This window comes from Spiribacter salilacus (genome assembly GCF_009649225.1).
In the GTDB taxonomy this organism is placed as follows: Bacteria; Pseudomonadota; Gammaproteobacteria; order Nitrococcales; family Nitrococcaceae; genus Spiribacter; species Spiribacter salilacus.
On record NZ_WJPP01000002.1, the window covers coordinates 348,261 to 362,193 of the forward strand.

At 56.2% G+C, this 13,933-nt stretch carries 12 protein-coding genes; 6 read left to right on the forward strand and 6 right to left on the reverse strand.

Going from position 1 to position 13,933, the window contains the following annotated elements:
* Positions 1-14 precede the first annotated feature (14 nt).
* The 4 genes from GH984_RS04650 to GH984_RS04665 are packed head-to-tail and all read left to right on the forward strand — an operon-like array spanning position 15 to position 4,625.
* Complete coding sequence (locus GH984_RS04650) at positions 15-1,295, forward strand: NAD(P)/FAD-dependent oxidoreductase (RefSeq protein WP_153719031.1); 1,281 nt, start codon at positions 15-17, stop codon at positions 1,293-1,295.
* Positions 1,292-2,077: a DUF1365 domain-containing protein gene (locus GH984_RS04655; protein WP_153719032.1), complete on the forward strand. Its 786-nt coding sequence runs from the start codon at positions 1,292-1,294 to the stop codon at positions 2,075-2,077. The genes GH984_RS04650 and GH984_RS04655 overlap by 4 nt, the downstream gene beginning before the upstream one ends.
* Positions 2,074-3,288, forward strand: coding sequence for an SAM-dependent methyltransferase (locus GH984_RS04660; RefSeq protein ID WP_153719033.1), 1,215 nt, complete (start codon positions 2,074-2,076; stop codon positions 3,286-3,288). Before GH984_RS04655 ends, GH984_RS04660 begins: the two co-directional genes overlap by 4 nt.
* Positions 3,285-4,625, forward strand: a complete 1,341-nt coding sequence (locus GH984_RS04665; RefSeq protein ID WP_369691939.1) for an MFS transporter — start codon at positions 3,285-3,287, stop codon at positions 4,623-4,625. The genes GH984_RS04660 and GH984_RS04665 overlap by 4 nt, the downstream gene beginning before the upstream one ends.
* On the opposite strand, the gene GH984_RS04670 is transcribed toward GH984_RS04665, so the two are convergent.
* Both GH984_RS04670 and GH984_RS04675 read right to left on the reverse strand, forming a co-directional pair.
* A complete protein-coding gene (locus GH984_RS04670; RefSeq protein ID WP_153719034.1) occupies positions 4,581-5,024 on the reverse strand; it encodes a nuclear transport factor 2 family protein in 444 nt (147 codons plus the stop codon). The two genes, GH984_RS04665 and GH984_RS04670, sit on opposite strands and share 45 nt — an antisense overlap.
* The gene (locus GH984_RS04675) at positions 5,021-5,776 is read right to left on the reverse strand and encodes an SDR family NAD(P)-dependent oxidoreductase (protein WP_153719035.1); all 756 of its coding nucleotides are present in this window, start codon (positions 5,774-5,776) and stop codon (positions 5,021-5,023) included. The genes GH984_RS04670 and GH984_RS04675 overlap by 4 nt, the downstream gene beginning before the upstream one ends.
* Before the next feature lie 65 nt (positions 5,777-5,841).
* On the opposite strand from GH984_RS04675, the gene GH984_RS04680 reads away from it, so the two are divergent.
* Together GH984_RS04680 and GH984_RS04685 are read left to right on the forward strand one after the other, a co-directional pair.
* Positions 5,842-7,266 (forward strand): cryptochrome/photolyase family protein, encoded by a 1,425-nt coding sequence (locus tag GH984_RS04680; protein ID WP_153719036.1) that lies wholly within the window; start codon positions 5,842-5,844, stop codon positions 7,264-7,266.
* Positions 7,267-7,277: 11 nt separating this feature from the next.
* Positions 7,278-8,168, forward strand: coding sequence for a phosphoribosylaminoimidazolesuccinocarboxamide synthase (locus GH984_RS04685; RefSeq protein ID WP_439959278.1), 891 nt, complete (start codon positions 7,278-7,280; stop codon positions 8,166-8,168).
* Here the strand turns inward: GH984_RS04685 and pyk are convergent.
* Genes pyk through tkt form a run of 4 tightly spaced genes read right to left on the reverse strand, consistent with a single transcriptional unit; the run spans position 8,158 to position 13,823 of the window.
* Positions 8,158-9,603 (reverse strand): pyruvate kinase, encoded by a 1,446-nt coding sequence (gene pyk, locus GH984_RS04690; protein WP_153719038.1) that lies wholly within the window; start codon positions 9,601-9,603, stop codon positions 8,158-8,160. The two genes, GH984_RS04685 and pyk, sit on opposite strands and share 11 nt — an antisense overlap.
* Positions 9,604-9,617: 14 nt before the next feature.
* On the reverse strand, positions 9,618-10,787 hold the full coding sequence (locus tag GH984_RS04695) for a phosphoglycerate kinase (protein ID WP_153719039.1): 1,170 nt from the start codon (positions 10,785-10,787) through the stop codon (positions 9,618-9,620).
* On the reverse strand, positions 10,787-11,797 hold the full coding sequence (gap, locus tag GH984_RS04700; protein ID WP_153719040.1) for a type I glyceraldehyde-3-phosphate dehydrogenase: 1,011 nt from the start codon (positions 11,795-11,797) through the stop codon (positions 10,787-10,789). The genes GH984_RS04695 and gap overlap by 1 nt, the downstream gene beginning before the upstream one ends.
* A 22-nt stretch (positions 11,798-11,819) precedes the next feature.
* Positions 11,820-13,823: a transketolase gene (tkt, locus tag GH984_RS04705; protein WP_153719041.1), complete on the reverse strand. Its 2,004-nt coding sequence runs from the start codon at positions 13,821-13,823 to the stop codon at positions 11,820-11,822.
* Between the last annotated feature and the right edge of the window lie 110 nt (positions 13,824-13,933).

Genomic DNA, 13,933 nt, shown 5'->3' on the forward strand with positions numbered 1-13,933 from the left:
GTATACTAGGAGAGATGACTATTCGCTCTATTGCTGTTATTGGTGCCGGTGTGGCCGGCATGGGTGCCGCCTGGCTGTTATCTCGTGACTACGAGGTCACTTTATTTGAGGCAGCGCCGCGCTTAGGCGGTCATAGCAACACCGTTGAATGCCCGCTGCCTGAAGGCAATATTCCGGTAGATACGGGGTTTATCGTGTACAATGAGCCCAACTACCCCAACCTAACTGCTCTGTTTAAAGCGCTCGATGTGCCCACACAGCCATCGGATATGTCATTTGCCTTTGCCGCCACCGATATCGATCTGGAATACGCCGGCAGCGGGCTTAACACCCTATTTGCCCAGCGCCGTAATTTACTGCGCCCTCAGTTTTTGGGCATGGTCAGAGATATCTTGCGCTTTAATAAAAAGGCGAATGCCTATTTGGCAGAAAACAACACCCCTGAGCAAAGCTTAGGCGAGCTTCTTGATCAGTGGCGCATGGGGCAGGCGTTTCGCCGCTACTACCTGCTACCGATGAGCGCGGCCATTTGGTCTTGCCCGCAAGACATGATGCTGCGCTTTCCCGCGCGTTCGTTTTTGCGCTTTTTCTTTAACCATGGGCTCATTCAGCTTAATGATCGGCCACAGTGGGAAACGGTCAGCGGTGGGAGCCGTGAGTATTTAAAACGCATGCGGCCAGACATTACCCACATTCACACTGGCACACCGGTTAAGCAGGTTACCCGCCTTGCCGATGGCGGCGTTCAATTAGCCGGGCCTGATGGAACGCTAGGCCAGTTTGATGCCGTGATTATTGCAGCTCATGGCGATCAGGCATTGGCCATGCTCGATGCCCCAAGCGAGGCAGAAGCGCGCATCTTAGGCGCCTTTGGCTATCAAGATAATGAAGCCTATCTGCATACCGATGCATCACTCATGCCTAAGCGCCGAGCCGTATGGTCTTCTTGGAATCATCTCACCACTTTAAAAGAAACGGGTGATCGGCCCGTATCTGTCACTTACTGGATGAACCGGCTGCAGAGCCTGCCCACACAAACGGATGCGTTTGTGACGCTTAACCCGCTTCACGCCCCAAAAGCTGAATCGGTGATCGCCCAAGAAACCTACGCCCACCCGGTATTTGATCAGGCCGCGGTAGCCGCGCAAAGTGAGTTGCCACACATTCAAGGGGCTGATCGTATTTGGTACTGCGGCAGCTATCATCGCTATGGCTTTCATGAAGATGCCTTCTCCAGCGCCGTGCGCGTTGCCGAACAACTTGGCGTGACCCTGAGTGCACGCATTCGCGCATGAGCACGGCGGATTCGGCATTAGCGCTGTATAAAGGCAGCCTGTTTCACGAGCGGCGTATTGCGCCGAAATACCAATTTCGCTATCGCATTTTTAGTGTGCTAGCCGATATTGATCGGCTAGATGAAGCCGCAAAAACCCACCGGCTTTTCTCTCATAACCGGTTTAATTTGGTTAGCCTTTACGATCGTGATCATGGCCCCAAAGATGGCTCAGCCTTACGCCCATGGATTGATCAGCACCTGCACAAAGCGGGCATCGATTTAGCGGGCGGGCGAGTACTATTGCTCTGCTACCCACGCATTTTAGGCTATGTGTTTAACCCCCTATCTGTTTGGTTTTGCTATCACGCCGATGGCAGTTTGCGGGCGGTGTTAGCCGAGGTGCGCAACACCTTTAACGAATGGCATGGGTATTTGCTGCACGAAGCCGGCCAGCCCATGGAGCCGCCTATTCGAGACAAAGCCGACAAGGTGTTTCATGTATCGCCATTTCTGCCAAAACAGGGGCATTATCGGTTTCGAATCTTGCCGCCTGACGCTCGATATGGCGTAACGGTAAACTGGCACGAAACCGCCGAGGCCGACACACCCGCATTGATTGCGGTACAAACCGCAGAGCGCGTGGGGGGCGGCGATAAAGGGTTGCTCCGGCTGTTCAGCACGGTACCCTTAATGACTTTAAAAGTGATCTTTGCTATTCATTGGCAAGCACTCAAGATTTGGCTGCGTGGTGGGCGGTTCCATCGCAAACCAAAACCACCCGGTACGGAGATTAGCGGATGACGGATTCGCAACAGGCATTAATTGAATTGCCTTCACCCCTGCCCTTAGGCAGCCGCATTTTACTGAGCTGGATTAGCCGGCTTCGTCGCGGCCGCATGGAAGGGCAACTACCCTCGGGCGAGCCCTTTGTTATTCAGGGCGCAGAACCCGGGCCAACCGGTGTTATGCGACTGCATCGCCCCTTGCGGATGGTGGCGCGAATTCTAACGCGCGGCTCGGTTGGTTTTGCAGAAAGCTATATGGCCGGCGAATGGAGCACGCCCGATATTGCGCATTTACTTGAGCTCATGCAGCGCAATGAAGATGCCTATCAACAACGCATGGAGCCATCATGGGTGGGCCGGTTGCGGCTGTTTTTGCATCATCGCCGGCGTAAAAACACCCAGCGCGGCAGTCGGCGTAATATCTCGGCGCATTACGACTTAGGTAATGAGTTTTATCGCCACTGGCTTGATGAAACCATGACCTACTCGGCCGCCATCTTTGAGTATCCAGAGCAGCCATTGGCAGATGCGCAGCGCGTAAAATACCGCCAACTGCTCGATGCCATCGATGCCAAGCCCGGTGAGCATGTGCTAGAAATTGGCTGCGGCTGGGGCGGGTTTGCCCTAGAGGCCGCACAGCGGGGCTTGCGGGTAACCGGGCTCACGCTGTCTACCGAGCAGCTCGCCTGGGCGCGCCGCCGAGTTGCCGATGCGGGCTTGTCTGACCAAGTCGATCTGCGCTTGCAGGATTATCGCGATACACGCGGGCAATTTGACCATGCGGTATCCATTGAAATGCTCGAAGCCGTTGGTGAGGCCTATTGGCCGGCGTATTTCCGTATGCTGCACGATCGGGTTAAACCCGGCGGTACCATCGGCTTACATGGCATTACGATCGAAGAACATCGGTTTGAAGAATACCGCCGCAGCCCCGATTTTATACAGCGCTACATTTTTCCCGGTGGCATGCTGCCCACCGTAAAGCGGCTAGTAGATGAGGCACGCAAAGCCCACATGGTGGTTACCGAAAAAACAAGCTTAGGGCAGCACTACGCCGATACCTTGCTGCAGTGGGATGCCCGCTTTGTTAAGGCGTTACCTGAAATCTATCGGCTTGGCTTTGATAACCGATTTGTGAATATGTGGCGATATTATTTAGGCTATTGCTACTCGGGTTTTCGTACCGAATCGATTGATGTGATGCGCCTTGTTATGCAACGGCCGTGACCCGCAAACTCAGCCGCACCCTGCTATATGGGCTGCCGGCCCTGCCGCTAGCGGTCATGGGTATTCCCATGTATTTGTTTTTGCCCGGCTTTTACGGGCAAACCCTCGGCTTAACGGCCGTGGGTGTGGCGCTTTTAGTTGCCAGACTCTGGGATGTGATTACCGACCCGCTGATTGGTAGCCTTGGCGATCGAATTAACACTCGCTGGGGGCGGCGACGCCCCTTAATTGCTGCCGGCACCCCCATTTTGCTAGTTAGCGCTTGGGCCCTGTTTCAGCCACCAGAAGGTGTCACGCTTAGCTATTTATTGCTCTGGGGGCTGGCCGCTTACCTAGGCTGGACGATGATTTCTCTGCCCTACACCGCTTGGGGTGCAGAGCTTTCTACCGACTATGACCAACGTGCCAATTTAACCGCAAGCCGCGAGGGCTTTGCCCTGTTTGGCACCTTAGTGGCAATTGCCTGGCCGGCCATTATGGGTACGGGCCAGGCGGATGCCGCCACCCTATCCAGTCTTGCGTGGTTTTTAGTAATTGTACTGCCGCCGATTATGTTGCTAACGCTGCGCACCGTGCCGGAGCGGCCCGTCACTCCGCACCCCATTGGGTGGCACGCCGGTTGGCAGTTACTACGGGCTAATCGCCCTTTTTTACGTCTGCTACTCGCCTATTTAATGAATGGCATGGCCAACGGCTTGCCGGCCGCACTGTTCACCTTGTTTGTGGCGCATGTGCTGTTGGCCGAATCGTGGACAGGCATTTTATTACTGGCCTATTTCATCGCCGGCATTGTTGCTCTGCCGGGCTGGCTTTGGATTTCACGGCGTATCGGCAAACATCGCGCTTGGGCGCTATCGATGCTGTGGACATCACTCATTTTTATTGCTGTGCCCTTTTTAGGCCCGGGTGATACCTGGGCATTTCTGGCGATCTGCTTACTGTCTGGCGTTGGCGTAGCGGTCGATATGGCACTGCCTGCGGCCATTCAGGCTGATTTGGTCGATTTAGATACGGCAGCGGGCGGTGGGCAACGTACCGGCTTGTATTTTGGCATTTGGAATATGGCCACAAAGCTTGCACTTGCGCTAGCCGTGGGCATTGCCTTTCCGCTCCTTGAACTCAGTGGGTTTGATGCCACAAATATTGATGATCGTAGTGGCACCTTTGCGCTGGCGCTTTTTTATGGCGCTATCCCAATCGCCTTTAAAGTGGCGGCGGTTAGCCTGATGTGGAACTTCCCCCACGATCGGGCCGCGCAGGCCGCCACCCGAGCACGGGTGATTGACGCCGAGTCAGCCCACGCCGCCGACAGCGGGCACAGCAAGCCGGCGGCGTAACCAGCGCATCAACCCGCCAATTACCGGAAACTGCGTGTAAAGCTCGCCCGCGGCATCCCAATAATCCACATGCTCAGAAACTCGGCCATCGTGGGCGATTACCACACGAGAGACCCCTTCAATTGGCCGACGCATGGCCTTATCGCGCTTTAACTGGAAATGAAAGCGCCAGCGCAAATACCCCACCTGCTCAGCGCTAATTACTTCTAAAACTTCAAATCGCGCCTCGGCACATTGGGTATACATGTGCTCGAATACGGCTTGCACCCCAGCAACGCCCTGCACCTTATTAAACGGATCAGAAAAAATAGCATCGGGGGTAAAAAACTGATCAAACCGAGCAAGATCTGCCGGCGTGAGCTCAGCAAAAAACGCGGCGTATCGATCAAGCGCACTCATTTTTGCACCATGCGCCGGGTGAGCCAAAAATACAGCCGATACGGCAGCAGCCGAAGCGCTTTTAGCGTGTAGCCAAAGCGTTTGGGAAATACAATCTCAAAGGCATCTCGATCCAGCTCTTTAATAATGTAATCGGCTGCTTCCTCTGGCGTAATGAGCTGCGGCATGGCAAAGCGATTTTTTTCGGTCAGCCGTGTTTTCACAAAACCCGGATTAATCACTCTAAGTCCAACACCGCTGCCATCGAGCGCGGGGCGCAAAGACTCCGCCATATTCAACACCGCCGCCTTGCTGGCCCCGTAGGGTGCCGCCTGTGGCAAACCCCGGTAGGCTGAAAGGCTTGCCGTCAGCAATATCTGCCCCCGCCCGCGGGCGCGCATGGCGGGCAAAGCCGCCGCCAGCCCATTCACAGCGCCCAGGTAATTGACCTCGATTAAACGGCGGAAAATCTCCGGATCAAAATCATCCAGCGGCATCGGGTCATAATCGCCCGCATTTAAAATAAAGGTGTCAATTTCGCCCACTTCCGCTTCAACCTGGGCAAACACACGCTTACAGGCCTCAAGGTCGGTCACATCCAAGGGGTAAGCATGGAGTTTGTCAGCCAAGTCGGGGTGGGCCTGGGCCACCTCCAGTAGCGTTTCCTCTCGGCGTGCCGAAAGCACAACCTGAAAGTCAGCACGGGCTAGCTTGATGGCCAATGCGCGGCCAATGCCGGCACTGGCACCGGTAATCATGATCACTCTGTTCATTATCTGTCCGTTTCGCTGTTAGCTGGGTACAATCGTAAGGCCATTGAGCGATAGGACAAAAGCCCATGCGCCCGGCAATTTGCTGGTTTCGGCGAGATCTTCGGTTATCAGATAACCCCGCGCTAAGCGCAGCGGCCCATCAAGGCCGGCCTGTGATTGCAGTGTACATCCATTCGCCAGAAGAAGCGGGGCCGTGGGCCGAGGGCGCAGCCAGCCGCTGGTGGCTACATCACTCATTGCAGGCGCTTGGCGCTGCGCTGCAGGCTCAGGGCATTAGCCTGCAAATTCATCGAGGGCCCGCCCTTAACGCCTTGCAGACGTTGATCCGTGAAACTGATGCTGAGGCGGTGCACTGGAACCGCCTGTACGATCCGGCCATTATCGAGCGAGACCGGGCGATTAAAGCGCAACTGCAGGCCGATGGCATTGAGGTAAGCAGTCATAATGCTGCGCTGCTGCGCGAGCCATGGACCGTAAAAACCGGCACCGGTGGGCCTTATCGGGCATTTACACCCTTTTGGCGAGCGGCTCAGCGCGAATCAACACCCGCGCAGCCACTGCCCATTCCCCCATTGACGGGGCCTGCACTCAACTCACCACTGCATGTTGATGACTTAGCGCTACTGCCCACCATTCGCTGGGATACGGACTTTCCGGCCTACTGGCAACCGGGTGAGGCCGGCGCTCAAGCCCGTTTGCATGCGTTTGTTGAGCAGCCCGTTCACCGTTACGACACCGATCGTGACTTTCCCGCCATCAACGGCACCTCTGGGCTATCGGCGCATTTGCACTTTGGCGAAATCAGCCCACGGCAGATTTGGCATGCCGCCCCAGCGCATGAGAGCGATGATGTTAAAACCTTTTTAGCGGAGATTGGCTGGCGTGAATTTGCGCATCATGTGCTCTTTCATCACCCCAGTTTTCCAGACGAACCACTCAACCCGCGGTTTGCTGACTTCCCTTGGGCCGATGATCCCGACCACCAATTACTCAAAGCTTGGCAGCGCGGCAATACCGGCATCCCTTTAGTGGATGCGGGCATGCGTGAGCTCTGGCACACCGGATGGATGCATAATCGCGTGCGCATGGTGGTGGGGTCGTTCTTGGTTAAAAATCTTCGCCTACCTTGGCAACAAGGCGAAGCCTGGTTTTGGGATACCTTGGTGGATGCAGATTTAGCGAGTAATAGCCTAGGTTGGCAGTGGGTAGCGGGCAGCGGTGCTGACGCCGCGCCTTATTTTCGTATCTTCAACCCCATTCGCCAAAGCGAGCGCTTTGATGCCGAAGGGGCGTATATTGCCCGCTGGATACCCGAATTAAGCCGACTGCCGGCCAAGCACCGGCATGCACCCTTTGAGGCGCCTGCCGATGTACTCGCTAAAGCGGGCGTCACGCTGGGCGTTCATTACCCGTGGCCCATTGTAGACCTTAAAGCCAGCCGTCAAGCTGCGCTGGCCGCCTTTGCAAAAATTAAAAAATCGCCTGCATGAAGGAATTAACTGTGACCCCTGAGCGTTTATATGAAAGCCATCTCACCAGCCTACCCTTACTGAGCCGCGGCAAGGTCAGAGATATCTACGCGGTAGATGATGAAACGTTATTGGTGGTGACTACCGATCGGCTATCCGCTTTTGATGTGATCTTGCCAGATCCGATCCCCGGCAAGGGTGCGGTTTTAACCCGCGTATCTCAGTTTTGGTTTGATAAGCTCGGGCATCATCTGCCCAACCAGTGCCTAGACATTCCGCTAGAAGCGATACTGCCAGACGCTACTGAGCGCGCTCAAGTGGCAGGCCGTGCCATGGTGGTGCGTCGTGTTGAACCGCTGGCCTTTGAAGCGGTGGCCCGCGGGCATCTGATTGGCTCGGGTTGGAAAGACTACCAGCGCACGGGCGAGGTTTGCGGCATCTCTCTGCCCGCCGGGCTGCGTCAGGCTGATCGCCTGCCCACCCCCATTTTTACCCCGGCCACCAAAGCGGCGGTGGGTGATCATGATGAAAATGTGGCCTTTGAGGTGATGACAGAAGCGCTGGGCACCGCACTTGCTGCGCGCGTGCGCGATGTGACCTTAGCGATCTTTGCTGAGGCGGTAGACTATGCCAGCGCGCGGGGAATTATCATTGCTGATACGAAGTTTGAATTTGGGCTTGATAAGGCCGGCCAACTCATTTGGATTGATGAGGCGCTAACTCCTGATTCCAGCCGCTTTTGGCCCGCCGATCAATGGCAGCCCGGCAGCTCGCCACCGAGCTTTGATAAACAATTTGTGCGCGATTATCTTGAAACGCTGGATTGGGATAAAACGGCGCCCGGGCCGCATTTACCCGAGTCTGTTATCGAGCAAACCGCCGCCCGCTATCGGGAGGCGGAAAGCCGCCTAACTAGCCCGTAATTTGATCTGAAACGCGCACCACCTTCATGGCGTTGGTGCCACCGCGCACGCCAGCCAAATCACCCTTAGTGATGAGCACCAGATCATCTCCGTCAACAGCGCCCAGCGCACGCAGTTCGGCCACCGACTCACGATTCACTGCGTCGTGATCGCGCATCGTAGGATCAAAGCTAATCGGATAAACCCCACGATACAACGTAACGCGGCTTAATGTTCTTGGCTGCTCTGAAAGCGCATAAATCGGAATGCCCGTGGCCATCCGAGACATCCACAGCGCCGTGGCGCCCGATTCAGTTAATGCCGCGATTGCTTTGACACCCAGCGTATTGGCCGCGGTAATTGCGGTTTTTGCGATGGCCTCGTCAATGCGGTCAAACTGCGTTTCTGGTGCGATGCCCGCCGGGGCAGATGCCTCATCGGCATAACCCTCCGCACCCACGCAAACACGCGCCATTGCAGCCACGGTTTCGGCCGGATAATGACCCACCGCCGTTTCTTCAGACAGCATAACCGCATCGGTACCATCGAGCACCGCATTGGCCACATCCAGCACCTCGGCACGCGTTGGCATGGGGTTATCGACCATCGATTGCATCATTTGTGTGGCCGTAATCACCACGCAATCGTTTTTGCGCGCAAACCGCATGATGCGCTTTTGCACGCCAGGCAGCTCTGCATCACCAATTTCAACGGCTAAATCACCCCGCGCAATCATCACCGCATCGGCCGCTTGCATGATTTCGGTGATTGCAGCCACGGCTTCGTGACGCTCAATCTTTGCCACAATGCCAGCATGACCGCCGGCCTCACGCAGCAACGCACGCGCCTCTTCAATATCGGCGCCATCACGCGGAAATGAAACCGCTAAATAATCTGCATTTAGCTCAGCCGCCAGCTTGATATCGGCACGGTCTTTTTCGGTAAGCGCGCGTACCGACAAGCCACCACCGAGCCGATTAATGCCCTTACGATCGGATAGCCGACCCGCCGTTTCCACGATGGTATGAATACGGGTGCCGTCGATCCGCTCAACACGCAATTGCACCAGCCCATCGGCTAATAACAGCGTGTCGCCCGGGGCAACATCTTGCGGTAGCCCCGCATAGGCCACGCCCACGCCCTCAATATGACCACCGTCAGCATCAAACGCGGGGTCGATAAAAAACGCCGCGCCCTCTTCAAGCTCAATCGGCCCTTCGGCAAACCGCTCAATGCGAATTTTTGGCCCCTGCAAGTCACACAGTATGCCCACCGTGCGGCCCGCTGCCTTCGCGGCTGCGCGCACCAGCTCGGCCCGCGCGCGGTGCTCAGCATGATCACCGTGCGAAAGATTAAGGCGTACCAAGTCAACCCCGGCTGCCACTAATTGCTCTAGTGAATCTTCCGTACTGGTGGCAGGGCCTAATGTGGCCACAATTTTGGTTTGACGCGTCATCAAAAACCTCTTCGTTATCGGTCTAACACCGCCACGGCAGGTAATTCTCGGCCTTCAAGAAACTCAAGAAATGCACCGCCGCCGGTAGAAATATAAGAAATTTGGTCAGCCACCCCATATTGGGCAACTGCCGCTAAGGTGTCTCCACCGCCGGCAATAGAAAATGCAGGGCTCTCGGCAATGGCCAAAGCTAGGGCTTTAGTACCCCCGCTAAAAGCAGGAATCTCAAACACACCCACCGGCCCATTCCATACGATTGTGCCAGCCTGACGCAGCCGATCGGCATAGGCTGCCGCGGTTTTTGGGCCCACATCCAAAATCATCTCATCGGCGGCCACCGCATCAACCGGCTTAACCATCGCCTTTGCGTTTTCAGAAAACTCAGTGGCAACCACCACATCTTCAGGAATGGGAATTTCATTGCCGGCTGCTTGCGCCTGCTTGATGAGCGCATCGGCAGTGGCTACTAGGTCTTGCTCCATTAAAGACTTGCCCACCGGATAACCAGCCGCAGCAATAAAGGTATTGGCAATACCGCCACCCACAATCAGCTGATCGACCTTGCCCGTTAGCTGCTCTAACACCGTCAGCTTGGTAGACACCTTCGAGCCACCGATAATTGCCACCATTGGCCGTGCCGGCGCCTCTAGCGCCTTGCCTAAAGCCGCCAGCTCTGCCGCCAGCAAGGGCCCCGCCACGGCTTCAGGCGCAAACCGGGCCACACCATGGGTGGAGGCATGCGCCCGATGCGCAGTGCCAAAGGCATCCATCACAAACACATCGCATAAGGCCGCCATGCGTTGAGATAAAGCCTCGTCATTCTCCGTTTCGCCGGCGTTAAAGCGCACGTTCTCGCACAGCACAAGCTGGCCCGGCGCCAAATCCTGTGTATCGTCTAGCCATTCACGAATCACCGGCACTTGGCGCCCTAATAGCTCGCCAAGCCTTACCGCAACGGGGGCTAGCGACGCCTCTGGATCAAATTGCCCCGCCTTGGGCCGGCCTAAATGACTCATCACAAGCACTTTGGCATTGGCGGCCAGTAATTGCTGCAACGTGGGCAATGCAGCCCGCAGGCGAGAGTCATCGGTAACCACGCCATCGCGAATCGGTACATTTAAATCCTGCCGGACTAAAACCCGGCGGCCCTCAAGGGCCACCTCGTCTAATGTCCTAATCGTCATTAGCTCGCCTTCATCATTGCCAAGGCGGTATCGAGCATCCGATTAGAAAAGCCCCACTCGTTGTCGTACCACGCACAGACTTTCACTAAGCGCCCACCCACCTTAGTTAAGGTGGCATCGTAAGTTGAGGAATGCGCATCGTGATTGAAGTCGACTGACACATACGGGCCATCGCTATACGCGAGCACGCCTTTCAGTGGGCCCTCGGCGGCGGTCTTAAGCAAAGAGTTCACCTCCTCAACCGAGGTATCGCGCGCGGCAATAAAGGACAAATCCACAATCGAGACATTAATGGTTGGCACCCGCATGGCATAGCCATCTAAGCGGCCATCAAGCTCTGGCATGACCAAACCGACCATGGCCGCTGCACCCGTTTTGGTGGGAATTTGCGACATCGTGGCACTGCGGGCACGGCGCAAATCTGAGTGGTACACATCGGTAAGCACCTGATCGTTGGTGTAGGCATGAATGGTGGTCATTAGACCCTGCTCAAGCCCAATCGCCTCATGCAGCGGCTTGACCAGCGGTGCTAAACAGTTAGTGGTGCACGAGGCATTCGATACAATTTGATGCTCGGCGCGCAGCACATCGTGGTTCACGCCATACACCACCGAGGCGTCTACATCTTTACCCGCCGGTGCCGAAATCAGCACTTTTTTAGCACCCGCGGCCAAATGGGCCGAGGCCTTTTCGCGACTCGCAAAAAGCCCGGTGCACTCCATAACGATATCCACACCCATTTCACCCCAAGGGAGGTCGGCCGGATTACGCTCGGCTAATACCCGAATCTCATCGCCATTCACCACCAGATTGCCATTGCTGACCTCAACCGTACCCGGGAAGCGGCCATGCGCCGTATCCACGCGGGTCAGGTGCGCGTTGGTTTCTGCATCGCCTAAATCGTTAATTGCAACAACGCGGATTTCATCGCTGCGGCCCGCCTCATACAGTGCTCGCAACACATTGCGCCCGATGCGGCCGTAGCCGTTGATGCCAACCTTAATCGCCATTACTTATGCTCCTGTTCTTCTCTTAGTTTCCATTCATTTGCGTTTTAAGAGCCTCAGTGACCGCCTCAACGGTCAGGCCCATGTGGGCATACACCGCATCCGCCGGTGCTGAATGCCCAAATCCGTTTAACCCCACCAGCGCACCGGTGGTGCCTACCAAACCCTGCCAGCTATTCGGCAGCGCGGCTTCTACCGCCACGCGGGCAGTGAGCTCACTGGGCAACACGGCTGATTGATAGGCCGCAGGCTGCGCCATAAATCGCTCAATGCAAGGCATTGAAACCACCCGCACCGCATGACCTTGAGCCTCTAATGCGGCAGCCGCGTCCATGGCCATGCCCACTTCAGAACCGCTAGCCATCACCACGGCCTCTGGCGTGGTTGCTGGCTCATGCAATATGTAACCGCCCTTTTCAATATCTTCGCATTGCTGCGTATTACGACTTTGATGCGGGAGTTTTTGACGCGACAGGGCCAAGGCGGTGGGGCCATCTTGGCGTTCTACCGCTGATTGCCAAGCCACCGCGGTTTCAGTGACGTCTGCCGGGCGCCATACCTCTAGGTTAGGAATTAAACGCAGCGCCGGCAAATGTTCCACCGGCTGATGGGTGGGGCCATCTTCGCCCAAGCCAATGGAGTCATGCGTGTACACAAAGATACTCCGCACTCCCATTAACGCGGCCATTCGCACGGCGTTGCGCGCGTAATCGGAAAACACCAAAAAGGTGCCACCGTAAGGGATAAACCCGCCATGCAGCGCCATACCATTCATCATCGCACTCATGCCAAATTCACGAACGCCGTAGGAGAGATAATTACCACCGGGCGATTGGCCATCGACCATCTCGCAACCGCTCCACCAGGTGTTATTTGACCCCGTCAAATCGGCTGAGCCACCCAGCAGCTCTGGCAATTGCGGCCCAATTTGATTGAGCACTGCCTGAGAGTGCTTGCGGCTGGCATCGGCCTTGCCAGCGGCTTGCAGCTCGGCAATCATGGCCTGCGCAGAGGCTGAAAAATCCGCTGGTAAATCACCGGCCATCCGCCGCTGATACTCTGCGGCCTGCTCGGGATAGACCTCTGCGTATGCTTCAAACGCCGCCTGCCAAGATGACTCCTGTGCCGCACCTCGGCTGCGGGCATCCCAATCGGCGTAAATGTCATCCGGAATCACAAACGGCTCATGCGACCAGCCCAGCTTTTCACGCGCGGCGGCAATTTCCGCCTCGCCCAGCGGTGCGCCATGCACATCATGCGTACCCGCCATATTGGGCGCCCCAAAACCAATCACCGTTTTGGCACAAATCAGAGTGGGGCGATTCGGCTCGGCTTTTGCCGCGTCTAGCGCCGCTTTAATGGCTGCCGGGTCATGCCCATCCACATCGGCAATGACTTGCCAACCATAAGCTTCAAAGCGCTTGGGCGTGTTATCCGTAAACCAACCGCTCACATCGCCATCAATGGAGATGCCATTGTCATCGTAAATCGCAATTAACTTGCCTAAGCCGAGCGTGCCGGCTAGGGAGCACACCTCATGAGAGATGCCCTCCATCAAGCACCCATCGCCTAAAAAGCAATAGGTATGGTGATCGACAATGGTGTAGCCGGGTTGATTAAATTGCGCGGCCAGCACCCGTTCTGCCAATGCCATGCCAACGGCATTGGCAATGCCTTGGCCCAGCGGGCCGGTGGTGGTCTCTACGCCCGGCGTATCGCCATACTCGGGGTGACCCGGGGTGGCGGAGTGTAGCTGCCGAAAGTTTTTAAGTTGCTCAAGCGGCAGATCGTAGCCACTTAAGTGCAGCGCGGCATAAATCAACATTGAGCCATGCCCGTTAGAGAGCACAAAGCGATCGCGCTCTGGCCAATTGGGGTTGGCGGGGTTGTGGCGTAGGCAGTCGTTCCACAACACCTCTGCAATATCCGCCATTCCCATGGGGGCGCCAGGATGCCCCGAGTTAGCACGCTGAACGGCATCCATCGCAAGCGCGCGTATGGCATTGGCAAGGTCACGGCGAGTTGGCATGAGTTGAGATCTCCAGTCGAACAAGTGCGCAATTGTCCAGAACTTACGCGGCGCAGGCAACTTAAGTTGCTGATGACAACGCGACAACCACTGCTAAGGACGCTACAATC